General features: G+C 62.9%; 18 protein-coding genes and 1 tRNA gene. 9 read left to right on the top strand and 10 right to left on the bottom strand.

What is annotated here, in order from left to right:
- The first annotated feature begins 46 nt into the window (after positions 1–46).
- The 3 genes from ssuC to SM130_RS20635 are packed head-to-tail and all read left to right on the top strand — an operon-like array spanning position 47 to position 1,878.
- Positions 47–832, top strand: a complete 786-nt coding sequence (gene ssuC / locus SM130_RS20645; protein ID WP_102826690.1) for an aliphatic sulfonate ABC transporter permease SsuC — start codon at positions 47–49, stop codon at positions 830–832.
- Positions 829–1,629: an aliphatic sulfonates ABC transporter ATP-binding protein gene (gene ssuB / locus SM130_RS20640; RefSeq protein WP_102826691.1), complete on the top strand. Its 801-nt coding sequence runs from the start codon at positions 829–831 to the stop codon at positions 1,627–1,629. Before ssuC ends, ssuB begins: the two co-directional genes overlap by 4 nt.
- 33 nt (positions 1,630–1,662) lie before the next feature.
- A complete protein-coding gene (locus tag SM130_RS20635; RefSeq protein ID WP_102826692.1) occupies positions 1,663–1,878 on the top strand; it encodes a TOBE domain-containing protein in 216 nt (71 codons plus the stop codon).
- A gap of 118 nt (positions 1,879–1,996) precedes the next feature.
- Here the strand turns inward: SM130_RS20635 and SM130_RS20630 are convergent, their stop codons facing one another.
- The 4 genes from SM130_RS20630 to SM130_RS20615 form a co-directional block, all read right to left on the bottom strand.
- Positions 1,997–2,221 carry a DUF2188 domain-containing protein gene (locus SM130_RS20630; RefSeq protein WP_102826693.1) on the bottom strand — a complete coding sequence of 75 codons (225 nt, stop codon included), beginning with the start codon at positions 2,219–2,221 and terminating at the stop codon, positions 1,997–1,999.
- Positions 2,222–2,519: 298 nt separating this feature from the next.
- Positions 2,520–3,125: a LysR substrate-binding domain-containing protein gene (locus SM130_RS20625; protein WP_181019297.1), complete on the bottom strand. Its 606-nt coding sequence runs from the start codon at positions 3,123–3,125 to the stop codon at positions 2,520–2,522.
- The gene (locus SM130_RS20620; protein WP_102826695.1) at positions 3,077–3,490 is read right to left on the bottom strand and encodes a LysR family transcriptional regulator; all 414 of its coding nucleotides are present in this window, start codon (positions 3,488–3,490) and stop codon (positions 3,077–3,079) included. The genes SM130_RS20625 and SM130_RS20620 overlap by 49 nt, the downstream gene beginning before the upstream one ends.
- A gap of 121 nt (positions 3,491–3,611) precedes the next feature.
- On the bottom strand, positions 3,612–3,770 hold the full coding sequence (locus SM130_RS20615; RefSeq protein WP_256044967.1) for a hypothetical protein: 159 nt from the start codon (positions 3,768–3,770) through the stop codon (positions 3,612–3,614).
- Between SM130_RS20615 and SM130_RS20610 the strand changes: the two genes are divergently transcribed.
- The 5 genes from SM130_RS20610 to SM130_RS20590 all read left to right on the top strand — a co-directional run bounded on the left by SM130_RS20610 (position 3,714) and on the right by SM130_RS20590 (position 21,047).
- Positions 3,714–4,427: a response regulator transcription factor gene (locus SM130_RS20610; protein WP_256044966.1), complete on the top strand. Its 714-nt coding sequence runs from the start codon at positions 3,714–3,716 to the stop codon at positions 4,425–4,427. The genes SM130_RS20615 and SM130_RS20610 overlap by 57 nt on opposite strands.
- Complete coding sequence (locus tag SM130_RS20605) at positions 4,427–6,817, top strand: hybrid sensor histidine kinase/response regulator (RefSeq protein ID WP_102826697.1); 2,391 nt, start codon at positions 4,427–4,429, stop codon at positions 6,815–6,817. The genes SM130_RS20610 and SM130_RS20605 overlap by 1 nt, the downstream gene beginning before the upstream one ends.
- Positions 6,783–9,176: a TonB-dependent receptor gene (locus tag SM130_RS20600; RefSeq protein ID WP_342369067.1), complete on the top strand. Its 2,394-nt coding sequence runs from the start codon at positions 6,783–6,785 to the stop codon at positions 9,174–9,176. Before SM130_RS20605 ends, SM130_RS20600 begins: the two co-directional genes overlap by 35 nt.
- 403 nt (positions 9,177–9,579) lie before the next feature.
- Positions 9,580–16,845 carry an SdrD B-like domain-containing protein gene (locus tag SM130_RS20595; RefSeq protein ID WP_146029759.1) on the top strand — a complete coding sequence of 2,422 codons (7,266 nt, stop codon included), beginning with the start codon at positions 9,580–9,582 and terminating at the stop codon, positions 16,843–16,845.
- Positions 16,842–21,047, top strand: coding sequence for an OmpA family protein (locus SM130_RS20590; protein WP_102826699.1), 4,206 nt, complete (start codon positions 16,842–16,844; stop codon positions 21,045–21,047). The genes SM130_RS20595 and SM130_RS20590 overlap by 4 nt, the downstream gene beginning before the upstream one ends.
- 102 nt (positions 21,048–21,149) lie before the next feature.
- On the opposite strand, the gene SM130_RS20585 is transcribed toward SM130_RS20590, so the two are convergent.
- The 4 genes from SM130_RS20585 to SM130_RS20570 all read right to left on the bottom strand — a co-directional run bounded on the left by SM130_RS20585 (position 21,150) and on the right by SM130_RS20570 (position 24,540).
- A tRNA-Thr gene (locus SM130_RS20585) sits at positions 21,150–21,225 on the bottom strand.
- Positions 21,226–21,295: 70 nt separating this feature from the next.
- Entirely contained in the window at positions 21,296–22,528 is a 1,233-nt protein-coding gene (locus SM130_RS20580) for a methyltransferase (RefSeq protein WP_102826700.1), read from the bottom strand.
- Between the two features lie 91 nt (positions 22,529–22,619).
- Positions 22,620–23,996, bottom strand: a complete 1,377-nt coding sequence (locus tag SM130_RS20575) for a TRAP transporter large permease (RefSeq protein WP_102826701.1) — start codon at positions 23,994–23,996, stop codon at positions 22,620–22,622.
- Positions 23,989–24,540, bottom strand: coding sequence for a TRAP transporter small permease subunit (locus tag SM130_RS20570; protein WP_102826702.1), 552 nt, complete (start codon positions 24,538–24,540; stop codon positions 23,989–23,991). The genes SM130_RS20575 and SM130_RS20570 overlap by 8 nt, the downstream gene beginning before the upstream one ends.
- 291 nt (positions 24,541–24,831) lie before the next feature.
- On the opposite strand from SM130_RS20570, the gene SM130_RS20565 reads away from it, so the two are divergent.
- Positions 24,832–25,938, top strand: a complete 1,107-nt coding sequence (locus SM130_RS20565; protein ID WP_102826703.1) for a TRAP transporter substrate-binding protein — start codon at positions 24,832–24,834, stop codon at positions 25,936–25,938.
- 90 nt (positions 25,939–26,028) lie between these two features.
- Here SM130_RS20565 and SM130_RS20560 read toward each other — a convergent pair whose 3' ends face one another.
- Together SM130_RS20560 and SM130_RS20555 are read right to left on the bottom strand one after the other, a co-directional pair.
- Positions 26,029–26,454, bottom strand: coding sequence for an OsmC family protein (locus SM130_RS20560; protein WP_102826704.1), 426 nt, complete (start codon positions 26,452–26,454; stop codon positions 26,029–26,031).
- Between the two features lie 43 nt (positions 26,455–26,497).
- Positions 26,498–26,806 (bottom strand): DUF2388 domain-containing protein, encoded by a 309-nt coding sequence (locus SM130_RS20555; RefSeq protein WP_102826705.1) that lies wholly within the window; start codon positions 26,804–26,806, stop codon positions 26,498–26,500.
- Positions 26,807–26,865: the final 59 nt, after the last annotated feature.

Here is a 26,865-nt window from a genome sequence, read left to right as displayed (position 1 = left end):
AGCGCAAAACATTTACGTCATCGAAATTTGGAGTACGGAGCAAACCATGACCTTTAATTCTCTTGGGCAACGCCTGGCACCCTGGGCGTTGCCGGTCGCGCTTCTTGCGGCTTGGCAAGGCGCCGTGGTCTTCGGGTTGCTGTCCACGCGCATCTTGCCGGCGCCCAGTGCAGTACTCAGTGCTGGCTGGGAGCTGCTGCGCAGCGGCGAAATCTGGACACACCTGGCCATCAGTAGCTGGCGCGCCGGCGTCGGCTTTGCCATCGGCGGTGCCATCGGGCTGCTGCTTGGCTTCATCACCGGGCTATCGAAATGGGGCGAGCGCCTGCTCGACAGTTCGGTGCAGATGATCCGCAACATTCCGCACCTGGCGTTGATACCGCTGGTGATCCTCTGGTTTGGTATCGACGAGAGCGCAAAGATATTCCTCGTTGCCCTCGGCACGCTGTTTCCGATCTACCTGAACACCTATCACGGCATCCGCAACGTCGATCCGGCATTGGTGGAAATGGCTCGCAGCTATGGACTGTCCGGTTTCGCGCTGTTTCGCCAGGTAATCCTGCCCGGCGCGCTGCCATCGATCTTGGTTGGTGTGCGCTTCGCGCTGGGTTTTATGTGGTTGACGCTGATCGTTGCCGAAACCATCTCGGCCAGTGCCGGCATTGGCTACCTGGCGATGAATGCCCGTGAGTTCTTGCAGACTGACGTGGTGGTGCTGGCGATCCTGCTTTATGCAGTGTTGGGCAAGCTGGCCGACATCGCCGCACGAGGACTGGAACGCGCTTGGCTGCGCTGGCACCCGGCCTATCAGGCCAAGGCAGGTGTGCAATGACCGCACTGCGCAGCATTCATCGAGGCATTCCTTTGGCCATCGACGGCATTGGCAAAGCCTTCGGCCAGCGTGATGTCCTGCAAGGCATCGATCTGCAAATACCTGCTGGGCAGTTCGTCGCTGTGGTCGGGCGCAGTGGCTGCGGCAAGAGCACTCTTTTACGTCTGCTGGCCGGGCTGGATCAGCCAAGTCGCGGCGAGATCGTCTCTGCCGGTGTAGCTCTGGCAGACCACCGAGACGAAGTACGACTGATGTTCCAAGATGCGCGCCTGCTGCCCTGGAAGCGCGTGATCGAAAATGTCGGGCTGGGGCTCACCGGTAATTGGCTACCAAGAGCGGCCGCCGCGCTGGAAGCGGTCGGGCTGGCCGAACGTGCCAATGACTGGCCGGCGACCTTGTCTGGTGGGCAGAAGCAGCGCGTGGCGCTGGCTCGCGCGCTGATTCATCAACCTCGGCTGCTGTTGCTCGACGAACCGCTCGGCGCACTGGATGCACTGACACGCATCGAGATGCAACGGCTGATCGAGCGTCTGTGGCAGCAGCACGGCTTCACCGTAGTGCTGGTGACCCACGATGTCAGCGAGGCAGTGGCCGTCGCCGACCGGGTGATTCTCATCGAGGATGGCGCGATTGGCCTGGACCTCGATGTCGACCTGCCACGCCCGCGCGACCACGGTGCGGCTGTCCTCGCGACGCTCGAGGCCCAGGTGCTCAACCGTGTGCTTGCTCTGCCGGAGCTACCGCCCCAGGCGCAAAGCCTTTCGCCATTGCCAACCCAGTTGCGCTGGGCGCTCTGAACTCAAACCCGATCATTCAGCAGGAGCAAATCCATGACCATCAAAGCCATCAACGTACGCAACCAGTTCAGGGGCACGATTCGCGAAATCGTTCACGGCGATGTTCTATCCGAAATAGATGTACAAACTGCGGCCGGCATCGTCACCTCGGTCATCACGACGCGCTCGGTGAAGGAGCTTGAGCTCGGTGTTGGCAGCGAGGTGATCGCCTTCGTCAAATCAACCGAGGTGTCGATTGCCAAGCTCTAATTGACTGAACTGCTGCGGGGCAGGGGCATCGCGTCATCAGGCTGGATGCCGAACGGCAAAATGACGCGATGCGATTATCTTGGCAGTCCGGCTGTGATGGCCCCCTGCTACTGGCGCCTCAGCCCTCGCTGCGGCGAGGGTCGGCGCTGCGCGGATAGGTGCGCTCTTCCTGGATGCTGCCGTCCTTCTTGTGAACCTTCACCGACGCTGTCCTGCCCTCGAGAAATGCCGCCGTCACATGCAGCATTTCATCTTTGGTGGCAGCGCTTTTCGAGGCACGGGTCGCCCCTTGCTTGCGCAGTTCCCAGCCCGATTCAGTGGCACTGATGTGATAGTTGTTCATGTGCGTCTCCTCTGCTGTGGTGAGAATGTAGAGCGCAGGGGGGGGAGGCCGTTCGATGCGGCGCAAGCAGGGGGGGCGCTTTTTTTTGCCGCTAACGCGTTCTTTTCGATATCTGGCAGCAGTTAGCAGTGAGCTCGGTCCCGATTGTTGAAAACGATCCCATCAATGCGTGAACAAAGAGGATCGGGGGCTCGCAGGTGCGCTCCTGTTCCGGTGCGGCAGGGGCAACCGATGTTGGCTTTTATCGACTGCCGCGGCATTTTTCCCAATGCCCTTGGGCTATCAATCTACAGCGGAGTCATAACGGCTCGAGGAACCCTGCATTTACGGCCGCAACGCCTTCATCTTCCGAGTTGTTCAAGCGTGCCCGCAGATGCTCCAGAAAATAGCGTGTTGTCTGGGTAGTGCTGCGGTAGGAGGGCGTTAAGGCGTAGAGCGTTACGGGCATCGGCTGGTCTTCAGGGCACGCCACTATCAGCGCTCCGGATGCCAGTTCGTAGCGGCAGGCGTAGACCGGAAGGCATGCCAGGCCTAGGCCGGCCTTGGCTGCATCACGTAGCGTGCTCCAATGGTCCGCGCACATGGCCGGGTTGTTGATGGCTCTCTGACGCCCCTCAAAATGCCACGCATGGGGAGCCGCGGCGGAACCGGTAGTCAGCAGCACCTCATCCCGGAGGTTCTCGGTACTAGGTGGGGTTCCGAGGTGCTGCACAAGTACAGGGCTGCCTACGATGGCGTTTTGCAGATGCGCCATTGGCCTGGCCACGATGTCGCTGCTGTCCTGGGGGGCGCTCCCCAGGCTTAGAGACAGGTCAAGGCGTTGCGCTCGGAGCTCGACCTGCCCGTCGGCCAGCATCAGGGTGTAGTTGACCTGGGGTACTGGGCTTTGAAGTCGCGCAGGCACTCGCACAACCAATCGGAAAGTATCCCCGGGGCTGCCAGGCGAAGCGTGCCGCTTGGACTGCCCAGCGTCTTCTGTGCGCTGTGCGCGGCGGCTTCTGCAGCGGCCAGCATATCCAGCGCGTGGCGATAGACCTGCTCACCAACCGAGGTCAAGGAGAACGCCCGGCTCGACCTGTTTACCAGTTGGACGCCCAGCTCTTGTTCGAGCTGTGCCAGCCTTCGACTCAGGCTGGACTTTGCGGTGCCGGTTTTACTTGCAGCGGCAGAAAAACTACCTGCTTCGATTACGCAGGTGAACCAGTACAAGTCGCTCAGCATATGGGCCTGCAACATATTCGCACCGTAGATGGGAAGCTGGGTTGTCATTGCTGCAACGGTCGTACATGTCTCACCGTCTTGTCTTGCGCTATCTTACTTCCCCTTTTCGAGCGGTACGTTTGATTAAGCGGAAACTGGCTTTGCGTGAGCGGAGCTGGCGCCAGAACGCTTAGGGAATCTTCTGCACAGGGCTGTAGTGGAAATGACGCTTGATACGACCCTCCGTGACCGTACGCCGCATATCCTGGTCATCGATGATTCGCCGGACGAAATTCGTACGCTCCTGAATGCGCTCAGAGCAGAGCCGTGGCGGCTGACGATTGCTCATGATGCGCGTCAGGGGTACCAGCGAGCACTGGCTCTGCGGCCGGATCTCATCATGCTCGACGTTCGCATGCCGGACATGGATGGCTTCACGCTTTGTCGGTTGCTGCGCGAGGCATCAGCCACACGGCAGGTGCCGGTCATCTTTCTCACCTCGGCGGGTGCGCTCCAGGAGAGAGTGGAGGGGTTGAGTCTGGGGGGCGTGGATTACGTTCTCAAACCATTCGCGGCGGAGGAAGTGCTGGCACGGATTCGCATCCATCTGCAGCTGGCTTGGCGAGAGGAAAGCTCTGCATCGGTCGAGCAGGCTGTCCCGGCGCAGGATGCCGATCAGGTCGTTCTGCGAGCCGCCATGCGTTTCATTGCGCAGAATCTGGCCGAGCTGCCGTCGCTGGAGCAGATCGCCCGGCGGGTCGGTACGCACGACAAGCGCCTCTCGACCATCTTCCGTGAAAACCTGGGGCTTACCGTCTTCGCTTATGCGCGAGAGGCGCGTCTGCGTAAGGCTCAGGAATTGCTCGCCGACAGTATGCTCAGCATCCAGGACATCGCGGATCTTGTCGGCTTCCGCAGTGCCTGTAACTTCACCACGGCGTTTCGTGAGCGACAGGGCCTGACGCCCAGTCAGTACCGCCAGCAGGCTAAAGGCGACATCGACTGATGCCGCGGTATTTGTCGCGGCTGCTTGCGCTTCTGCTCTTGGCGGTCGTCGGCTTCACCCAGGCTGAGCCGATCTGCCAGGAGCTTGGTCAAGACGCTCTTAGTCAGGCTCAGCTGCTGGAAGATCCGGGCGGCAAATTGACAGCCGATCAGGTGCTCGCACTATCGGAGCGCGCGTTCCTTCCGGCCACTCGGCAGAATCTACCCCGTCATTACAGCGATTCAGCCTTCTGGCTGCGCTTTCAACTGCAGGGTAGCGCGCTGGAGTGCCAGCGCTGGCTGACTGTGGGTGATCCACGTCTGGCCGACGTTCAGGTTCATATCAGCCGAAGCGACGGCTGGGATGTCATGCGGGCGGGGAGTCGATACCCCGTCGAACAGTGGCCGGTCCGCGCTCGGCAGCCCACGTTTCCGCTCAGAATGGACTCTGCAGAGGACGCGACGGTTCTGGTGCGCGTCGCCAGTAGCTCGACGGTAATCATCGAGCCACGGTTATGGTCGGAACTTGGACTCATCGATCATCGGCAACATGGTTACCTCTTCGACGGTCTGACGCTTGGCATGACATTGCTGGTGGTGCCGTTCAGCTTCGTGGTCGGCTGGATCCTGCGCTCGCAGCTGTTGGCGGTTCATGCACTGTCAGTGCTGGGCTACGCCGCGCTGGTCAGCATGGTCAACGGCTACCTCGTCTATCTACCATCGCTGCTCCCATGGTCTTACGGACTCATGTGGCTGCTTGGCCTGGTGCAGTACTGCCTGTTCCTCGCCTACCTGCGCGTCTTGCTCGATGTGCGCCAGCTGCCCCAAGCCTGGGGCATGGCTTACACAGCTTTCATGCTGCTAATAGGCGGCTGCTATCTGTGGGTTCTGATAGACCATATTCAGGGACGGGCATTGATCGAGCATGTTCGTCAAGTGACCTATCTCCTGGTCCCTGCAACCCTGTTGGCAGGCTGGCGCCGCGGTTTCTCCTTCAGCTGGCTGGTCTATCTGGTCTGCGGGCTGCTCATGTTGCAAGGCCTGATCCGCCTACTGGCTGTCGCGCTGCTGCCCTGGCAGTCGGTGGATGACAGGCTAAGCGTACCCTCGACCCTGCCGGGTCTGTTTCTCCTGGCTTGCACGCTGGTGCTGGAGGTTGGCCGCAGCCGTGAGCGGGAGCGGCGCGCCCTGGTCGACCTGGACAACCAGCAGAAGGCCGAATACGAACGGCTCGAAAGCACGGTGGCGACCCGTACCGGGCAATTGCGTGAGTCGCTCAAGGCACGCAGCCTGCTGATGGCACGGATCAGCCATGATCTGCGCTCGCCATTGGTCAGTATCGTCAACTACGCACGGCTGATTCCATGTGAGTCGGCGCAGGACGTACCACGCAAGATCGAGCGCAATGCTCGTCAGCAGTTGGAAATGATCGATGAGTTGCTGGAGTTTTCCCGCACCGAACTCCACCAGCTCGAGATCATTCTGGCGCCAGGCTACCTGTATGGGTTCCTGCGGGAGATCGAGGAAGAGGCTGGTTTTCTCGCTGCGCAGCAGAGCAACTCGTTCGAATGCCGCCTGGACGCGCACTTGCCCGCTTTGGTGCAAGCCGACTTCCGGCGCCTGCGTCAGGTGTTGATCAACCTTTTGGCGAACGCTGCCAAATTCACTCGCGATGGGCAGGTGTGTCTCGATGTGCAATGCATCCGAGCAAGCGAGGAATTTGTGTGCCTACGCTTCAGCATCAGCGATACCGGTATTGGCATAGCGCCGGGCGAGCACAAGCAGATTTTGCAGCCGTTCAGCCGCGGGCATGGCGTTGAACGTTACACCGGTAGCGGGCTGGGCCTGTCGATCGTCAGCGAGCTTTTGCAGCAGATGGGCAGTTCTCTGTCGTCGGATGAGTCTCGCGTATGCGGAAGCTGTTTCAGCTTCGAGGTGGTGTTCGCGGTGGCTCGCGAGGAGGATCTCGATATGAGTTTCGGTGAATACGAGATCGCCAGAGTAGACGGCACAGGGCGGAGCATTCTGCTCGTAGATGATGTGGAGCAGAACCGAGAATGGCTCAGCGACTTGCTCGGCGGGTATGGCTTCGACGTGAGCGCCGTTGCCGATCCGCAGCAAGCGCTGCTGCATTTGCACTGTTCGGACTGTGATCTGCTCATCAGCGATCAGGCAATGCCGGGTTCGGATGGCTGGGCTTTGCTCGCCGCCGTACGAGGGCAGTGGCCATCTTTGCCGGTCGTGCTCTACTCTTCCGCGCCGCCACATCGGCCTCTGGATTACCCCGACCACCTGAGCTTCGACGCCGTGCTGCTCAAGCCATCGGACGCTTCCCAGATACTCGCGCTGATCGAACAGCTGACTTGCTCTCACATGGGTGAGGCGAATTACGGCCCATCGGCAGAGGTGTGATGTGTCGACCAAAAACACTCATAACCGATCTTCTCACCCGCTTTGCTGGTTGTTCGTGCTCTGGGCAGGATCTGCTGGTGCGGAACATCTCGATAAGCCCGATGGCGATGCCGTGCTGGTGCTGGACGAGGTCATGGTGAGCGCGCGGCACCGGGAGGAGTCTGCCCAGAAGGTGCCCATCGCGATCAGCGTGGTCAGCGGCGAGCAAATGGGCGAAGCCGGCCTCTTCCGTACGGAGGAGCTTCAGCAGCGAGTTCCAAGTCTCTTGGTGTCGGTGCCGAATTCCCGCTACACCAGTTATGGAATCCGCGGTTTGGGCTCCAGCTCTTTCAACGACGGGATCGATGGCAGCGTCGGAGTTTTTCTCGATGGTGTGTATCTCGGGCGGCAGGGGATGTCGCTCGCCGATCTGGTCGATATCGATAGAGTGGAGGTGCTGCGAGGGCCGCAGGGCACCCTGTACGGCAAAAACACCACGGCGGGAGCCATCAACATTACCAGCCGCGCGCCGACGTTCGAGGCGGAGGGCGCCGCCGAGGCCTCGCTAGGCGAGAACGGCCTGCGCCAGTATCGCGGGACCGTATCCGGTCCGCTCATCGACGGTGTGCTGGCAGGCCGCCTGACCGGTTACGACGTCAAGCGTGACGGCGTGATCGACAACCTCCATGGTGGCGCTGACCTGCGCGACCAGAATCGGCAGGGGTTGCGCGGGCAGTTGCTATGGGAACCCAACGAGGTATTCACAGCCCGTCTGATTGGCGATTACGCCTGGCAGGATGAGCAGGGCAACGTCTTCACCGCGAGTAACTACAGCCAATCGAGCCGCAAGCGAGCTGCTTTTGTTGGCCACCGCCAGCTGCCCATCGATCCTTATGCACGCCGCGTGCAACAGGACGAGCCGAACGCCATCAAGACACTGCAGACAGGCGTCACGCTGGAGCTCAATCGACTACTGGATAGCGGGGCCATGTTGACCAGCATCAGCAGCTACCGGGACTGGACCTACGATGCCGACCAGGACGGCGACGGGACGCCTCTCTCCATCGCCAAAAACGTCGCAGTGCAACTCAACCACCATCAGCTCAGCCAGGAGCTGCGGTTGGCCGACTCGCCGAACGAGCAGTTCGACTACGTAGTGGGGCTGTATTACTTGCGTCAGAAGCTGAACCGCGAGGTGGGTGTCCGTTTCGGCGAAGACGCCGCCGCCTACTTCCTCGGCGACCGGCCGGAAATTGATCTGCTTGGAATTACCCCGGCAATGATTCCCGCGTCGCTGCTCGAAGGGGCGCAGCAAGCGTTCGACGGAGAGCAGCGCACCGACAGTCGCGCGATATTTGGCCAGGTCACTTGGCACGCCACCGAGCGTCTATCGATAACACCAGGGCTGCGATACACCCGTGAACGCAAACAGGGCTGGCTGTCGCGCAGTGTTTCCGGTTTGGCGCCGCTTGGCCCCGACCTGGTTTCGCAAATCGGCGGCACCCTGCTGCGCGATACGACGCTGGGAGGCGAGTACTACCGGCGCGATACGATTGCCGAAAGCAATGTGTCGGGACAATTGGCCGTCGGTTATCAGTTGCGTGAAAACCTGTTTGGCTATGCCAGCTGGTCTCGTGGCTACAAGGCCGGTGGCATAAACCTCGACGTGGTGGGTCCGAATGTCGAGCCCACCTTCGATGCGGAGAGAGTGACCTCGTTCGAGATCGGTCTGAAGAGCGATTTTTTCAACCAACGCATGATGCTCGATATGGCGGTATACCAGGCTGAAGCGGAGGATTATCAGGCACTGACCAACCGGGCCCCGGTGAACGAATATGCCCCGCCGATCCGCGACAACCTGATCAACGTAGGCAAGGTTCGGTTGCGTGGGGTTGAGCTGAACGGACTGCTGCGAGCAAGCGAAAGGGTCGACCTTAGGCTGGGTATCGCTTGGAGCGATGCGCGCTATCGCGACTTCCGCAACGCACCATGCTCGCCGACCAGCGCGCAATGGTCCTGCGACTTGACGGGTAAACGCCTGTTCAATGCACCGGAATGGAGCGCTACGGCCGGCGTCGACTATCGCTATCCGCTGGAACAAGGGCTAGAGCTGTTCAGCGGCGTTGATTACAGCCTGCGCACTGGCTACTACGGCACGCTCGAGGGCGGTCCCGGCAGTTATCAGCCGACCTATGCGTTGGCCAACCTCCGGCTGGGCCTCCGCCGTAGTGATAGGCGCTGGGAGACCGAGTTGTGGGCTCGAAACATGTTTGACCGCGAGTACATTACTGCCGTGTACGCGCAACTTGGCGCCGGTGACTATGGCGTGTTGACTGGCGATCCAAGGAGTGTCGGCGTGACCCTTCGTACACGCTGGTAGTTTCCTGCCATTCGTCGGGACCATGCTCTGGCACGCCGCGCGGCCAGCCAGGCGCATCCGCTCCAGCAAAGGTCGGGTCGTTTGCGATTCCTCTCGGTAGGCCACATGGGGCGGGGCTCTGCGCAAGAGCGTCGTTGCACTCCAGCCTGTTACGGCTTTTCTCCAGCGCAGGACTACGCATCTTTTTGCAACCCTGGTTCCCGCCTGCCCGTCTTGTCGCTATTTCGTTACATCCGCACTCTGCCGCCCTTTCTTTGACGTCAGTAGGTCTGTCGTCCAGGCACGGATCGCCGCAGAAGGCATGTGCATGGGCAACGCTGCTGGTGACGCGGACCTGCTGACCAGCAGGTAGAGCGAGCCAGCAGGGTGCGACAGGCTTACTGCAACCGCAGGAGGCGTTGTGGTGCCAGGTAACGTTCGCAGGAAGCGCCTGTTACAGGTGTTGATGGGGAGCCTCTGGGCAGGTCTGAGTTTGCTGCCGCTGGCGGCGCATGCAGACCTGGGGGTGAGCAAGACGCGTGCTGCGGGGTTTGCCGATCCGAAGTTCATCGGTGATACCGACGGCTTTCTGATTCACCTCACCAACAGCTTCGCCAGCGGCGACATCACCAATGTCACGTTTACCGACACCATGCCGGCGGGCTTTCAGGTTGCCGGTAACGGTCTGGTATTCGCCGAGTGTCGCGACGGCACTGGCACCGTGACGGGCTCGCTGAGCAACGGCAACTTCCCCGGCACCATCAATGCCTCGCTGGGCGGCAACACCATCGCCCTCAGTGGCGGGGTGATCCCGCCCATGAACGGCGGATCCGAGGCAGGCTTCTGCGACATCGTCGTGCAGGTCACCAGCCTGAGCGGCAACGGCACCAACCTTATCCCCGCAGGTTCGGTTTCCGGCATGCATTTGGGAAATCCGGTAAGCAACGCCGATCCGGCGCAGCAGTCGCTAAACTTCAACAGCTTGCCGGCGCCGAGCATCAGCAAAAGCTTCTCGCCCAACAGCATCGTCAAGGACGATCAGCCGACCCGGCTGAGCATGACCATCACCAACAACTCATCGCAGCCGCTGCCGCTCAATGGTGCCGGCGATACTCCGCCGTTCGGCATCCGTGACCGCCTCGGCGACTTCGGCCTGCGGGTGGCGCCGACGCCGGGTGTGCAAATCAGCTGCGGTGCCATGCCGCCCAGCTTCGCGCCGGCGCCAGGCGATATCGAGATTCGCGCCGTGGGCGGAACCGTTCCCGCCAACAGCGGCTGTACCCTGAGCGTGCTGGTGGTGGCCGACGGCTCCGACAGCGCCTATTCGACCACGGTCAACAACCTCATCAGCCGCACCACCGATTTCGCCAACCAGCGCGGCCTGGTGCCGCCGGCAAACGCCACGGCCAACCTGACCGTCACCGCGCCCCTGCGCGTAGCCAAAGCGTTCATTCCCGGCACAGTCGCCAAGGGCCAGGAAGCGACGCTGCGCATCACCCTGACCAACGCCAGCCCGCTGAGCACCATGGTGCTGGGCACCTTCAGTGATGTCATCGACAACGGCGCCGGTCTGCTGACCATCACCTCTGCGCCTAGCGCCAACTGTACCGGCGGCTCCAGCCTTGCCGGTCTGGGCGGCGTCGGCAGCTCGACTTTGCAGATGACCGGCGGAACGCTGGCCCCCAATACCAATTGCGTGATCACCGTGCCCTATACCGCGGATCTGGCGGTGGCCGGTGTGCCGCAATCCTTTACCAACACCATCGCGACGGGTGACGTGAACGTCATCAGCCCGGCAGACGTGGTCAGCCAGGGGGTGAGCGCCTCGGTCAACGTGGTCGACCAGTTCCTGGTGGAGAAGACCAGTCGCCCGGCCATCGCTGCGCCCGGCAACCCGGTGCAGTTTGTCGTAACCACGCGCAACTATTCGACCAGCCCGCAGAGTGGCGTTTCGCTTACCGACAACCTGCCCAACGGCATGCTTCTGCTCGCTCAGCCAGCGCCCGCATTGATCGGTCCCGGTTGCAGCGCGCTGAGCGTTGGCGGCAGCGCCAGCACGCCGGTATTCACCTTCGACATGCCGGCCGGCAGCAATGGCGGCTCGGCGAACTGCAGCGTGACCTTCTGGGCCATGGTGCCGACCAGCGCGCCCGCCGGTGCGATCATCAACCAGATCCCGGCCGGTGGCGTCTGCACTCCCGGAAACATCTGCAACCACGTCTCCACCGACGCTTCGTTCAGCGTCAGCAGCAGCGTGCTGACGGTAGAGAAAAGCTTCGACGCCAGCTCCAAGCCCGAGGGAACGGCAGCGACCATGACCATTGAACTGGTCAACCTGTCCGCCCAGCCGCTCACCAGCGTCAGCCTTACCGACAGCCTGCCGCTGGGCAGCAACGGCACGCCGATGCTGGTGGCCTCGCCGAACAACGCGTCCAGCACCTGCGGCGGCACCATCACTGCGGTGCCCGGCAGCAATCAGGTGATCCTCAGCGGCGCCAGCGTACCGGCGCGTGCTGGCGGTGGTCTGGATGCTGCGGGACGCTGCCGTCTGCGAGTAAACGTTACCGGTGCTGCTGGCCAATACGACAACCGTGTGGCCGCCAGCGCCACCCAGACCTTCGCCGACAACAGCACCGACACGCTGACCAGTCCTGAGGTGGTGGCCACCATCAATTTCCTTTCGGCGCTGAGCGGCAGCAAGTCGTTCACCCCGAACCGCATCCAGCCCGGCGGCCGCTCGACCGTCACCCTGACCCTGAGCAACAGCCAGGCGGGCGTGCTGAACGGTGTAGCGATCAGCGACAACCTGCCGGCCGGCATGACTGTGGCCAGCCCGGCCAACGCCTATTCGACCTGCGCCGGCTCGCCGGTGATTGCCGCCGCGCCTGGCGCTGCGCTGGTCAGCCTGACTGGCGCGCAGCTTGCCGGCAACAGCAGCTGTGCGCTGCTGTTCGATGTCACCGCCACCGGCGGCGGTAACTGGGTCAACAGCATTGCGCCGGGCCAATTGACGGCCGCAGGCGGCGTGCAGAATGTCACCCCCTTCGGTGCGACCCTGCAGAACGGCAGCGGCGGTGCCGTTACGGTCGGCGTCAACCACGCCAGCGCCAGCGTGGCGGCACCAGGGGCGGTGACCCAGCTGACCCTGACGCTGTTCAACGGCGGTGGTCTGGACCTGACCAACCTCAGCCTGGGCAACTTCTTTACCGACACCGGCCTGGCGGGCGGCACCCTCACCGGTGAGCGCATCGCCAGCGTGCCCAATGCGGTGACCAACTGCAGTGGCGGAGTGGCCAGCGCCGCGCCGAATTCCAGCTCGTTCAGCCTGAGCGGAGTCAATCTAGCGGTCGGTGAGACCTGCTCGGTGACGGTCGACGTGACCATGGTCACCACCGGTACCGTGACCGATACCGTACCGGTCGGCGCGATCAGCACCGACCAAGGCGTCAGCAACACCTCGCCTGCATCGAGCAGCCTGCAGACCAGCACCGGCCTCGGCGTGACCAAGCAGTTCACCCCGGGTGTGGTGGCGCCAAACGAGCGCTCGCGCCTGCGCATCACCTTCTACAACCCGACCTCGCAGCCGATCAGCGATCTGACCCTGACCGACAGCTATCCGGCAGGCCTGGTCAGTGCCAGTCCGGCTAACGCCCTGACCACCTGCCAAGGCACTGTCAGCAGCGCTGCGGGCCAGGTCAGCATCAGCGGCGGCAACATCGCCGCCGGCAGCAGCAACGCGCCGGCCAGCTGCTATGTGGAAGTCGACGTGCTCTCGGCGACCCAGGGCGATTACCTCAACGTCATTCCGGCCGGCAGCATCAGCGCCACCACCGGTGGCAGCCCGATCAGCAACAACGAACCGACCAGCGACACCTTGCGCGTCAAGGCGCCGATCATCGTGCACAAGGCGATTGCCACCCGCACGCTGGATGTCGGCAATCCGGTCGGTTTCACCACCGGCACCGCCACTGGCAATGCCGGCACGGCCTATACCCTGAGCATCCGCCTGGACAACCCGAACAACGCGCCGCTCACAGGTCTTGGCTATCTCGACAGCCTGCCCAGCGGCCTGGTGGTGGCGCCGGTCCCGGCGATCGCCAACAGCTGTGGCGGCAGTGTCACTGCCACGCCGTCGGCGACCTCGGTGCGCCTGGCTGGCGGCACCCTGGCGGCCAACGGCAACTGCGTGGTCAGCGTGGCGGTGCTGAGCAATATTGCCGGCAGCTACACCAACACCATCCCCGCAGGCGGCGTGACCAGCTTTGAAGGCGTCAGCAATAGCGAACCGACCCGCGCCCGACTGGTGATCTCCAGCCCGCCGACGGTCAGCAAGCAGTTCGCTCCCGCAGTAATCGCGCAGAACGGCATCTCGCGGCTGACCATCTACATCAACAATCCGAATCCCGCCGCCATGACGCTGACCGCGGCGCTTACCGACAATCTGCCGGATGCGCCGGGCCAGGTCCGCGTCGCGGCGGTGCCGAACCTGGGCGGCAGCTGCCCGGCCGCCAACGTCACCGCCAACGCTGCGGCGACCTTCGTGCGCCTGGCTAGCGGCACCGCGGTGCCGGCAGGTGGCTGCACCATCGAAGTGGATGTCACCGCGAATACTGCCGGTGAGCACACCAACGTGATCCCGGCCGGCGCGCTGCGCACCGACCTGGGCGACAACCCGGAGCCGGCCTACGCGCCGCTGACGGTCAGCACCCAGGGTTACATCTCCGGGCGCGTGTACCTGGACAACAACCAGGACGGCGTCTTCCAACCCGGTTCCGACATGCCGCTGAGTGGGGTGCCTATCGAGCTGCGCAGTGGCACCAGCTGCGCCAGTGGCACGCCGGTCAGCGGCATCAACGGCCTGCTCAATCCGATCAACACCGACGCGGCGGGCAACTACCTGTTCGCCGGCCTGCCGGCGGGCACCTATTCGGTGTGCCAGGCCAGCCAGCCTGCAGGCACGCTCAACGCACCACCGGTAGCTGGCAGCATCACGCCGGCCAACGGCAGCAGCGGCACGCCGGGTTCCGCCGGCAATGCCAGCGAGACCAGCAGCCAGATCGAGGCCATCGTGCTCAATGGCGACGGCGCGGGTGGTGAAGTCAGCGGGTCGCAGCGCAACGACTTCCCCGAGGTGGCACCTGCCAGCCTCAGCGGCGCGGTGTTCATCGACCAGAACAACGACGGTATCCGCCAGGGCGCTGACCGCGGTCTGGCCGGCGTGGTGATCAACCTCAGCGGCACCGACTGGCAGAATCGCCCGGTCAACGCGACCACCACCACCGACGCCAGCGGCAACTACCGCTTCAGCGGCTTGCAGCCTGGTACGTATACGGTCACCGAGCCGACCCAGCCGGCGGGGACCGCCAACGGCCTGACCGTGGCCGGTAACAGCGCCGGTGCAGCGCCGGGTGTGACCGCGCCAGGCATCGTGCCCAGCGCGATCAGCGGCATCACGCTGGCCTCGGGCTATGCGTCGGAAGAAAACAACTTCGCCGAGATCGTCACAGGCCGCAGCATCTACGGGCGGATCTTCCATGACCGCGACACCAACGGCATCCCAGGTACCGGTGACAGCGGCCTGGGCGGCGAAACGGTGCTGCTCAGCGGCCAGGACATCAACGGCAACCCGGTCAATCTGAGCACCGTGACCGGGAGCGACGGCAGCTTCAGCTTCATCGGTCTGCCGCCTGGCATCTATGACCTGCTGCAGCCCAATCAACCCAGCGGGCTGCTCAACGGCTCGACCACTGCAGGCAGCGCCAGTGGCGTGGTCAGTGAAGGGCCTAGCCGCATCAGCAGCATCGACCTGACCAGCACCATGCTCTCGGTCGACAACTGGTTTGCCGAGGTCAGCATCCCCGGCCTGTCGGGCACGGTCTGGTTCGATACCAACCACGACCGCGTGCTCGACCCGGGCGAGACTCGTCTGGCCGGTTGGAACGTTGAACTGGTGCAGGGCGGCGCAATCGTCGCCACCACTCAGTCGGATGCCAACGGCGCCTACGCCTTCAGCAACCTGACACCGGGCAGCGGCTACGAAGTACGCTTCCGTCATCCGGAGACCGGCACGCTGTTCGGCCGGCCGGTACCCAACGAGCAGGGTCTGGCGCACACGCCGGGCACTGCCGGACCGGGCAACCCGGCGGGTGCCGACAACCGTGACGGCACCCTGAGCAACATCACCATCACCGCGGGCCGCAACGTCGTCGAGCAGAGCCTGCCGATCGATCCGGCTGGGGTGGTCTATGACGCCATCAGCCGGCAGCCAGTGCGCGGTGCCGTGGTCAGTATCAGCGGGCCGGCCGGCTTCACGGCGGCTCAGGTGCTGGGCGGTTCGTTGCAGCAGATCACTGCTGCCGACGGCCTGTATCAGTTCCTGCTGTTGTCCAGCGCGCCTGCCGGTACCTACACCCTGACGGTCACCGCTCCCAGCGGTTACCTGCAAGGGCCGTCGACGCTGATTCCGGCGTGCAGCAATACTCTGCAGGTCACGGCCATTCCTGATCCTGCGCTGGTGCAGACCAGCAACCAGGCGCCAGCGGAAGCGGTGACCCTGCACGACGCCGCCGCCTGCCCGGCCAGTTCCGCAGGGCTTGGCGCTAACAACGGCACCACTCAGTACTACTTCAGCTTCGTTCTTGGTGCAGGCTCGGCAGACGTGGTGAACAACCACATCCCGCTCGACCCTATCCTTGGCGGCGCCATCGTGATGACCAAGAACACCGCCAAGGTCAACGTGACCCGCGGCGAGCTGGTGCCTTATGTACTGACCGCGCGCAACACGCTGTCCACCACGCTGACGGGCATCGTCATCGAGGACCAGATGCCGCCGGGCTTCAAGTACATCAAGAAATCGGCTCAGATCGACGGCGTGCCGGTCGAGCCGCTGGTCGAGGGTCGGCGTCTGCGCTGGCCTGAACGCACCCTCAATGGCGGCCAGTCGGTAAGGATCAAGCTGCTGCTGGTGGTGGGCTCTGGCGTTGGCTTCAACGAATACATCAACCAGACCTGGGCGCTGAATCTGGCTGCCGCTGCGCGGGTGTCGAACGTCGCCACCGCCAGCGTGCGGGTAGTCGCCGATCCGACCTTCGACTGCTCGGACCTGATCGGCAAAGTCTTCGATGACAAGAACCGCAACGGCTACCAGGACGAAGGCGAGCCTGGTATCCCTGGCGTGCGCGTGGCCACGCCAAAGGGCTGGCTGGTGACGACGGATGAATACGGTCGCTATCACATCGCCTGTGCCGATGTGCCAAGCGAGCTGCGTGGCAGCAACTTCATCGTCAAGGTTGACGAGCGCAGCCTGCCAAGCGGCTATCGGATCATTACCGAGAACCCGCGCGTCGTTCGCATGACCCAGGGCCGCCTGGTCAAGGCCAACTTCGGTGCGAGCATCCATCGGGTGGTGCGTCTGGACCTGAGCAGCGATGCCTTTGGGACTGGCAACCAGCTGAACGCGCATTACCAATCACGCTTGGAAGAAGTCCTGAAGCTGCTCTATGCCGAGCCGTCGATTCTGCGCATCGCTTACCGCATGCCGGTGGACGGCAAGATCAGAGATGCCCGCGCCCGGGTTGCGTATGTGAAGGACTGGATAAAGGAGCATTGGGAGCCCCACGACTGCTGCTACGACCTGCAACTGGAGGAAGAAATCGTACCGGCGACTGACAGCGTGGAGGTGATCCGATGAGCATGCGTAATTTGATGGTTTGTGGCGTCGCCGCACTGGCGCTGAACCCGTTGGCCGTCGCTGTGACGCACGCCGCGGAGCAATGTGAAGTGGGCAAGGGTTGTGGTCTGCAAGGGCCACGCGGGGCGATGGAAGACGAGTCGCTGCTGCAGCGCCGTCCCTTTACCCCGGGTGGCTTGCCGGCATTGCCGGCCAATGCCGAACGTGAACTGCCGCGTGAGCGGCTGATTCTCTGGCAGCTCGACGGCGCCCTGGGCGTGCGCGAGCGGCTTGTCGAAATGGGTGATGAGCAGATCAGCTCGGTAATTCTTAAAGACGGGCTTCCGGTGGTGCGTTTCGCCTCGGGACGTTCGGCGGTGCCGATGCAGGATAGCGACGCGCTGGCCAAACTGGTCGAGCGCCTGGCCGGTAAGCGCAACCTGCGCCTGCGCCTGATCGGGCACACCGATCCGCAGCGCCTGTCGGCGCGTACCCAACCCATCTATGGCGACAACCAGGGCCTGGGTCTGGAGCGCGCCCGTGAAGTCGGTGAGATCTTCCGCCAGCGCCTGCATCTGGCGCCGGAACAGATCATGTTGGACAGCCGTGGGCCGAGCGAGCCACTGATGCAGGGCGACAGCGCCCAGGCATGGGCGCTCAATCGTCGGGTAGAAGTGGAAATCTGGTATGACGAGTCCGTTGTAAGCACGCCGGTAAAACCGCAGGACTGCGCGGCGGGAAGCATCGCTGGAGAGAGCGTGTCGCCGTTCCGTATCAGCGTCGATGGTCAGCCGCAGGGCGCCGATGGCGTTGCCGGCAGCGCTGACAACCAGCGCTGCGTCGACGTCGCGCTGGCCCAGGACCTGCTGCAGGTACGTTTCGACAACCTATCGGCGCAGCCGCGCCTGAACCTGGTCTCGGGGGCACGGGTAGCGCGCATCGGCGAGCCGCAGACCTTCAGCGGTTACAGCAACTACCTGCACTGGATCAAGCGCGCCGAAGTGCGCATTCTCGGCAAGCGTCGCCTGTTCGGCGAACCTCGCCTGCTGCAGACCATTGAACTCGACGAGCAGCTCAACGGCAGCTGGACGCCGCCGGCCGACACGCCCGAGCGTATCTACTACCAGCTGCGCGTGTATGACGAGCAAGGCCGCTTCGACGAGACCAGCGTGCAGCTGCTCAATGTTGCCCGTGGTGAACTACCGGCAGAGTCGCCGGAAGATGTCGCCGCCGACCTGCTCGCCGGCTACGGCGGCAATCGCCTACAGCGGCACAACATTCCGGTGGCGGGCGGTACCGTGACCATCAATGGCAAGCAGGTGAAGGACGACCAGCACGTGTTCGTCATGGGCCGGCCGGTGCCGGTCGATGGCAGCGGCACATTCGCCAGCGCGCAGATCATTCCGCGGGGCCTGCATACCGTGGAAGTGGCAGTGCTCGACGATGAGGGTAAGGGCCGCATCTATCGACGCGACCTGCGCCTGCCGCAAAACGACTGGTTTACCGTGGCCATCGCCGACTTCACCGTTGGCCAACAGAACACCAGCGGCCCGGCCCGCCTGGTTACCCAGGAAGATCGCTACTACGACGACAAACTCTACGCTGACGGCCGCCTGGCCTTCTACAGCAAGGGCAAGATCGACGACAAGTACACCGTCACCGCCAGCGTTGATACCGGTGAAGAACCGGCCGAGAGCCTCTTCAGCAACTTCAACGACAAAGATCCGCGCGAGTTCCTCAGGCGCATGAGCGACTCCGACAAGGGCTGGGCGACCTTCGGTGATGACTCGACCCTGGTCGAGGACGCACCAACGCGCGGCAAGTTCTACGCCAAGGTCGAGGACGAAAAGTCCCATGTCATGTGGGGTAACTTCCGTTCGCAGATCCGCGAGACCGAGCTGACCCAGATCGACCGCAGTCTCTATGGTGCCCAGGCACGCTACCGTGACGACGCGTTCACCGCGTTTGGCGAGCGCCGCCTGCAGGTCGAAGGCTTCGCCGCCGAGCCGGGCACCGCTTCGGCGCGCGAGGACTTCCGCGGTACCGGTGGTTCGCTCTATTACCTTCGCCATCAGGACATCAGCGAAGGCAGTGAGCGGGTGCGTATCGAGGTCCGCGACAAGGACTCGGGACTGGTACTGCACAGTCAGGACCTGGTCGCCGGTATCGACTACGAGATCAACTCGCTGCAGGGCCGGGTGATCCTCACCCAGCCACTGTCGGCCAGCGCTGATGGCAGCACGCTGATCCGATCCGGTGGCAGCCTGTCGGGCAACCCGGCCTATCTTGTCGTCGGCTATGAATACTCGCCGGGGCTGGAGCGCCTCGACGATCTCGCCTACGGCGGCCGCGCGGCCTATTGGGTCAACGACAAGGTGCGTGTTGGTGTTACCGGCAGCATGCAGGAGCAGACCGGTCGCCAGGACCAGACCCTGGGCGGCGGTGACTTGCTGCTGCGCCACAGCGACGGCACCTGGCTGAAGCTTGAGTCGGCGCAGAGCGAGGGCGACAGCCTCAATCAGCGTTTCTCTTTCGACGGTGGCTTCGGCTTCGGCGAGGAGATGGCTGGCACCGATAGCCGCGCCAGAGCCAATCGTATCGAGACGGCGTTTGACCTCAAGGACCTGGTTGAGGACTCCGAGGGTCGCGGCACCTTCTACTACGAGAGCCGCGACGCCGGCTTCTCCGCGCCGGGTCGCCTGTCGGAGCTTGCCAGCGATCAGGTCGGCGGCAGCTATACGGCTCCTCTGGGCGAAAACACCGAGGCCATCTTCAAGGCCGACCAGACCGAGGAAGACGGCGGTCGCTCGCGGCGCGCCGTGGAAGGCGGCATCGCCCATGACCTGAGCGACGCCTGGCGCCTGTCCGCCGGCCTGCGCAACGACCGGCAGACCTATGGCAGCGCCTACCGCAATCTCTACACCGGCACCTATGCCGGCTACGACAACGGTAACTACGACGAGGGAGAGCGCACCGACGCGCTGTTCCAGGCGCTCTATCACGCCGAGAAGGACTGGTCGGTGTATGGCTTCGGCCAAGGCACGGTCAATCGTGATGGCAGCCGTCAGGCCAACAATCGCCTGGGCGTCGGCGGTGACTATCGCCTCAATGAGCGCACCTCGCTGAACGGCGAGCTCTCTGGCGGCAACCTCGGCCTCGGCGCGAAGGCCGGAGTGGGCTACGACGCCTCCGACCGCACCAATGTCTACCTCAGCTACGAGCTGGACTCGGATCGCAGCGACGACGGCTTCGGCAGCCGCAGCGGGCTGGGAGGTGGCGGCCGAACTGGCCAGTTCGTATCTGGCGCCAGGTCGCGTTGGACCGACAGCACCAGCGTCTATGCCGAGCAACGTCTGCAGCATGGCGATCAGGCTGGCCTGATTCAGGGCTACGGCCTGGACTTCGCACCGGATGATCATTGGAGCTACGGTGTAACCGCGGAATTCGGCACCTTCAATGAGGAAACCGATTACGCGCTCAAGCGCCGCGCCATCGGTGGCAAGGTCGGCTACAGCAATAGCGAGCTGCGCTATGCCAGCCGCCTGGAATATCGCGAGGACAGCAGCGCGGTACAGGATTTGAGCGTGTGGCTGATGCGCAACAACATCAGTTACAAGGTCAACCCGGACTGGCGCTTCATCGGCAAGCTGGACTTCTCCGTGGGCGATTCCGACCGGGGCGACTACTTCGATGGCAACTTCGTTGAAGCCTCGCTCGGCTATGCCTACCGGCCTGTGCTCAACGACAAGCTCAACCTGCTAACCAAATATACCTACCTGGCAGACCTCCCTCCGCCGGATCAGGTATCTACGGCCACCGGTAGAAACGTCGACTACGCGCAGCGCAGCCATGTGTTCGCCGTTGACGGCATCTACGACTTGAGCGAGCGCTGGAGCGTCGGCGGCAAGTACGCCTATCGCTTGAGCGAGCTGCGCATGAGCCGCGACACCTCGGCTGACTGGTTCGACAGCCGCGGCCAGCTGATGGCAGCACGGGTGGACTGGCACGTAGTGAAGAAGTGGGACCTGATGGCCGAAGTCCGGCGCCGTGACGAGTTCGCGGCGAAGGACAGTCGCACTGGCATGCTGGTCGGTGCCTACCGGCACTTCGGTAACCACTTCAAGGCGGGGGTCGGCTACAACTTCAGCGACTTCAGCGATGACCTGACCGACATGTCCTTCCGCAGCCAGGGTTGGTTCTTCAACGCAATCGGAAAGTACTGAGCAACTGAAGTACACCAAGCCCGCGATGTTGCGGGCTTGGTATCCGAGCCAGTAAGTAACAGAAACGAAAAAGGCCCGCATTTCTGCGGGCCTTTCTGTGTATGGTGCCGGCACCAGGAGTCGAACCCGGGACCTACTGATTACAAGTCAGTTGCTCTACCAGCTGAGCTATACCGGCAATTTAGGGTCGCCATTATATCCATTGCGCGCGGCGAGTAAACCGTTTGGTTACGGTGACTTGCAGTTGCTTATTCAGGCGGCTTCACATTCTGCATGGGTGAGTCGCGCTCGGCGAGCAATAGCAGGTTGCGCGGGGTCAGTTCGCTGGGGCAGAAGGTGCCCAGGCGAACGTGGTAGCCCTGTTCTTGCAGCAGTAATGCACGGTCGAGCAACAGCCAGAGTTCCAGCGGTCGGCGGAACAGGCCGCGCAGCAGCTCCAGGTTGCGGACCTCGGCCAGGCGCTGCCAGCCAGTGCGTTCCAGTGTTGCCCAATCCTCGTTGCCCGGCTCAGGCAGTTGCTTGAGCGCGGCCAGGTCGCGGCAAAAGTCAGCGAAGTTCTTCTTCAACCAGGCGCTGGGCAGCGAGGGTGTCGGCAGGTAGTCGTCCTGCTGGCGCAGGCGCCGCTGCAGAACGTCGAAAGCTAGCCTCCAGGCCATGGACTGATCGCGGTTGCGCCGCTCGCGGGCGCCGGCGGTGACGGTTTCGCTCAGCGGCAGGCCGAGATCGTCGCGGCTGAGGGCTAGTGTCGACGCCTTCGCTGTCTGCGAGAGCGGGGTATAGCGCTCATCGGTGATGCGGTTGTAGCAGCAGGGCGCCACGGCGAGCTGACGGCATTGCTTGGTGATGGCCAGTTGCAGTAGTCGGATATGCAGATCGCCACAGGCATGTAGCGCGACTGGCGTATGGGCGGCTTGCAGCTGATCGGTAGCGCTGGCAGCCAACACGTCCTGGCAATGGTGAGTCGCCGCAATGCCCAGCCGCTGGCTGAGCTGCGTGCCCGCTTCGACCAGGGTTTCGTCCCATTCCAAACAAGTCAGGGCGGCTCCGTCGCGGGCCAGATGGCGTCCGAGGTGGCCTTTGCCGGCGCACCAATCCAACCAGTGGCTGGGCGTTTCGCGAAATTGCAGGCGTGCGCCGAATGCCTGAATTTGTAGCGACTTGCGCCCCGGTACATCGACGCTCTGCCGATGGTCGGCGGGGTGGCAATCGTTGGCGGGCAACTCGTCGATCTGGCTCAGCTGCCTGGCGATGGCAGCCAGTTGTGGGAAAGGGCCGGGGGCGGCGAGCGCAGCTGGCTGGTTATGTGCAGCTTCGGCATCGGCCAGCGAGCGAGCGCGGAGCCAGGCGGCGAGTTCGGGAAAGTCGACTTCCCAAGGCAGTGTCCGACAGACGAACGGGCGCGGCCGCCATAGCGACTGGTGCTCTGTGAGGAAACGGTCCAGCGCAAGGAAGCGCTCGTGGAGGGTAGGGGAAGCTGGCATCGACGGGCCGGGCGTGCAGGCGGGTGCCGATTGTAGCGGGATGAGGGCGCAGGAAGCGCAACGCCCGTCGAGACGGGCGTCGCGGGATCAGTTACTTGCCGTAGACCTGCTCCGGCAGCCAGGTGACGATGCCCGGCCACATGTAGGCCACTACCAGCATGCCGATCTGAATCGCGATGAAAGGCAGCACACCCTTGTACATCACGCTGGTCGGTACGCTGCGTGGCGTGACACCACGCAAGTAGAACAGCGAGAAACCGAACGGCGGGGTGAGGAACGACGTCTGCAGGTTGATGGCGAACATCACGCCGAGCCAGACCGGGTCCAGACCCATGGCCAGCAGGATCGGGCCGACGATAGGCACCACCACGAAGATGATCTCGATGAAGTCGAGGATGAAGCCCAGCAGGAAGATGACCAGCATCACCACCAGGAACGCGCCTAGCACGCCCCCAGGCAGCGAATGCAGAGCGTCTTCGATGAGCACTTCACCGCCAAAGCCGCGGAACACCAGCGAGAACAGCGATGCGCCAATGAGGATCAGGAACACCATCGAGGTGATCTCGGTGGTGCCGAACGCCACTTGCTTGAGCTGGGTGAAGTTCAGCTGTCCCTTGGCGATCGAGAGCAGCGTCGCGCCGAGCGCACCGATCGCGGCAGCCTCGGTGGGCGTGGCATACCCGGCCAGAATCGAGCCGAGCACGGCGGTGATCAGCAGCAGCGGCGGCAGCAGCGAGCCGATCAGCTTGCCCCACTCGATCGGTCCCAGTTCTTCCTGCGGCAGTGCGGGCAACTTCTTGGGTTGGAAGATCGCCACGGCGATCAGGTAGAGGATGTACATGCCGACCAGCAACAGACCCGGAATCAGCGCGCCGACGAACAGGTCACCGACCGAAACCGTTTTGGGCGAAAAGATGCCCATCTTCAGCTGTGCCTGCTGGAAGGCGCTGGACATCACGTCGCCGAGCAGAACCAGGATGATCGAAGGCGGGATGATCTGCCCGAGCGTGCCGGTGGCGGCGAGGGTGCCAGTGGCAATGGCCGGGTCGTAGCCGCGGCGTAGCATGGTCGGCAGTGCCAGCAGACCCATGGTGACCACGGTGGCGCCGACGATACCGGTACTGGCAGCGAGCAGCGCACCGACCACGCAGACCGAGATGGCCAGCCCGCCGCGCATGGTGCCGAACAGTCGCGACATCGATTCCAGCAAGTCTTCGGCAACGCGGGATTTCTCCAGCATCACGCCCATGAAGACGAACAGAGGTACCGCCAGCATCGTCTGGTTGTTCATGATGCCGAAGATGCGATTCGGCAGCGCGTGCAGGTAACCCACGTCGAAGGAGCCGGTGACCACGCCGATGCCGGCGAACAGCAGCGCCATGCCGCCAAGGGTGAAGGCGACCGGGTAACCCGACATCAGGGCGAAGCAGATGCTGATGAACAGCAGGATGGCCATGATCTCACCCATGCTTCACCTCCTGCTCTGCTTCAGGCAGGCGTCCGGTGATGCGATAGCCCGCCTTGATCAGGTCGGAAACCGCCTGCAGCGCGAGGCTGCCGACCAGCAGCAGGATGATGCTCTTCTGCAGGTAGACGAACTTCAGTCCGCCGGATTCATTCGAGCCCTCGAGCGTCGACCAGGAATTGCTGACGTAATCCCAGCTGTTCCAGCCGAGAAACAGGCACACGGGCAACAGGAACAGCAGGTGGCCCACGCCGTCGACTGTCGCCTGCCGGCGGCCGCTGAATTTCTGATAGAAGATGTCGACGCGGACATGACCGTTGCGCTGCAAGGTCCAGGCGGCTGCGCCCATGAACACCAGCGCATGGCCGTACATCACGGCTTCCTGCAGGGCGATTGCGCCAATGCCAAAACCGTAGCGCAGTATCACCACGATGGTAGTACCGATGACGAGAAACAGGGTGATCCAGGCACATAACTGGCCGAGGCGCATGTTGCACGCATCGATTAGGCCAGCCACGCGCAGCAGGGGCGAGGGGCTGTGGGACATTTGTAGTCCTTCTTAGTAGACGCAAGGTTGGCGGAAGCGGCGATTCTTGCAGCACTGGGGCTTCGCAGCAATCGGCCTACGACTTTTAGCTTATACGCTAGGCTTGAGGCGCCGGACGCTCTAATGTTAGTCGAGCCCGGAACGGCGTCTGTGTATCCGGCGCAGGTTTCGCCGCATGCGCCCTCAGTCAGCGTGGCGTTGGGCGTACACGGAACGAAAAGCGCGGCGGTCCGGCAAAGAGAGCGTGGTCTTGCCGTTGCGCAATAAGAACAAATAACAAGGAGTAACAACATGAAACGTCGTGACATTCTCACCGCCGCTGGCGTTGGCCTGGCGGCCACCGCTCTGGCTGGCTGCAATGACAAGAGCGACAAGCCGGTAGCTGGCGAAAGCAAGCAGGCCAGCGAACAGCAGACATTCAACTGGAAGATGGTCACCTCCTGGCCGAAGAACTTCCCAGGCGTTGGCGTAGGTGCCGAGCGCTTCGCCAATCTGGTCAACGAAATGAGCGGTGGCCGGCTGAAGATCAAGGTCTATGCCGCTGGCGAGCTGGTCCCGGCGCTCGAAGTATTCGACGCGGTATCGCGTGGCACCGCTGAAATGGGCCATGGCGCACCTTACTACTGGAAGGGCAAGGTGCCGGCTGCGCAGTTCTTCTGCGCTCTTCCGTTCGGCCCGAATGCCCAGGAAATGAACGCCTGGCTGCATCGTGGCGGCGGTATGCAGTTGTGGGAAGAGGTCTACAAGCCCTACGGCGTGCTGCCGATGGCCTGTGGCGCGACCGGCGTGCAGACCGCTGGCTGGTTCAACAAGGAAATTAACTCGGTTGACGACTTCAAGGGCCTGAAAATGCGTACGCCCGGCCTGGGCGGCGAAGTGCTGACCAAGATGGGCGGCACCGTGGTGAACATGCCGGCCGGTGAAATCTTCACTGCCCTGCAGACCGGCGCGATCGACGCCACCGAGTGGATCGGCCCATACAACGACCTGGCGCTGGGTCTGCACAAGGCCTCCAAGTACTACTACACGCCGGGCTGGCAGGAGCCGAACGTCACCTTCGAGCTGGACGTGAACCTGAAGGCCTGGGATACGCTTCCGGATGATCTGAAAGCCATCGTTCGTGCCGCCGCACGTGATGTAAACGGCGACATGCTCGACGATTACAACGCCAAGAACATGGAAGCGATGGAGCAGCTGCGCGAGCAGGGCGTGGAAGTACGCCGTCTGCCGGACGAAGTGCTGGCGCGCCTGAAGCAGGTAGCGGCTGAAGTGGTGGATGCCTCCGCCAAGGCCGATCCGGTCGCTTCCAAGGTGTGGGAGCAGCAGAGTGCCTATCTCAATCGGTTGTATGAATACGCCGAGCTGAACGAGAAGGACATCTACAACATCCGCGGCTGATTTCGGCCGGATGCAAAAACGCCACTCCGGCAACGGGGTGGCGTTTTTTTTTGCGTCAGCTGAACCGGTTATTGCGTCTGCCCAGGCGGATCAGCCTTCCAGTGTGGCATTCAGGCTGATGCGTGCGTTGAGCACTTTCGATACGGGGCAACCTTCCTTCGCCTGGTTGGCGATTTGCTGGAACTGCGCCTCGTCCGCGCCCGGGATCCGTGCCTTGAGGGTAAGGTCGATCGCGGTGATGCTGAACCCTTCACCATCCTTGTCGAGCGTGACCTCGGCGCGGGTGTCGATACGTTCTGCTGTAAGCCCGGCTTGGCCGAGCATCATGGACAGCGCCATGGAAAAGCAACCGGCATGAGCAGCACCGATCAGCTCTTCGGGATTGGTACCGGAAGCGTCCTCAAAGCGAGTGTTGAACCCGTAGGGATTGTCTTTCAACGCGCCGCTTTCGGTAGTGATTGTGCCTTTGCCGTCTTTCAGGCCGCCTTGCCAGACGGCGGAAGCGCTCTTCTTCATGAACTGTCCTCGCGTAGATGGTGAATGGTTCGGCACGCGCCGTTCAGCGAGACTGCTCGGCCGCCAGAATGGCGCTTGCCAGCTCCATGTCGGTTGCCTGCAGCTGCGGCTGATCGCTGCGCAATTGCTTGAGCATGGCTTCCAGGTACGGACCGCGGATTTCACCGTTGCTGGCGACGAAGCTGCCTGCCTCTTCGCGAGCGGGGATCACCAGCTTGTTGTCCTTGAAGGTCATGTAGGTCGAGGCGGTGGTCGCACCAGACGACAGGATGTCACGTACCAGACCGTCTGCCATGGTGCTGCCGATAGGGGCCAGGGACAGGGTAAACGCCACCAAAAGTGTCTTGCGCATGAGCGGAACCTCCGTGCTGTCGTACTTCTGTGAGTGCGATGCGCGGACGAGAGTTCCGG

This window comes from Stutzerimonas stutzeri, from assembly GCF_038561965.1.
Taxonomy (GTDB): domain Bacteria; phylum Pseudomonadota; class Gammaproteobacteria; order Pseudomonadales; family Pseudomonadaceae; genus Stutzerimonas; species Stutzerimonas stutzeri_AA.
This window is presented reverse-complemented; position numbering and strand designations above follow the sequence as displayed.

Coding starts and splice junctions, on each gene's coding strand:
- ssuC (WP_102826690.1), top strand. CDS start 47: ATGACCTTTAATTCTCTTGGGCAACGCCTGGCACCCTGGGCGTTGCCG.
- ssuB (WP_102826691.1), top strand. CDS start 829: ATGACCGCACTGCGCAGCATTCATCGAGGCATTCCTTTGGCCATCGAC.
- SM130_RS20635 (WP_102826692.1), top strand. CDS start 1,663: ATGACCATCAAAGCCATCAACGTACGCAACCAGTTCAGGGGCACGATT.
- SM130_RS20630 (WP_102826693.1), bottom strand. CDS start 2,221: ATGAACAACTATCACATCAGTGCCACTGAATCGGGCTGGGAACTGCGC.
- SM130_RS20620 (WP_102826695.1), bottom strand. CDS start 3,490: ATGACAACCCAGCTTCCCATCTACGGTGCGAATATGTTGCAGGCCCAT.
- SM130_RS20615 (WP_256044967.1), bottom strand. CDS start 3,770: ATGAGCAATCGTCAGCCGCCACGGCTCTGCTCTGAGCGCATTCAGGAG.
- SM130_RS20605 (WP_102826697.1), top strand. CDS start 4,427: ATGCCGCGGTATTTGTCGCGGCTGCTTGCGCTTCTGCTCTTGGCGGTC.
- SM130_RS20590 (WP_102826699.1), top strand. CDS start 16,842: ATGAGCATGCGTAATTTGATGGTTTGTGGCGTCGCCGCACTGGCGCTG.
- SM130_RS20580 (WP_102826700.1), bottom strand. CDS start 22,528: ATGCCAGCTTCCCCTACCCTCCACGAGCGCTTCCTTGCGCTGGACCGT.
- SM130_RS20575 (WP_102826701.1), bottom strand. CDS start 23,996: ATGGGTGAGATCATGGCCATCCTGCTGTTCATCAGCATCTGCTTCGCC.
- SM130_RS20570 (WP_102826702.1), bottom strand. CDS start 24,540: ATGTCCCACAGCCCCTCGCCCCTGCTGCGCGTGGCTGGCCTAATCGAT.
- SM130_RS20565 (WP_102826703.1), top strand. CDS start 24,832: ATGAAACGTCGTGACATTCTCACCGCCGCTGGCGTTGGCCTGGCGGCC.
- SM130_RS20560 (WP_102826704.1), bottom strand. CDS start 26,454: ATGAAGAAGAGCGCTTCCGCCGTCTGGCAAGGCGGCCTGAAAGACGGC.
- SM130_RS20555 (WP_102826705.1), bottom strand. CDS start 26,806: ATGCGCAAGACACTTTTGGTGGCGTTTACCCTGTCCCTGGCCCCTATC.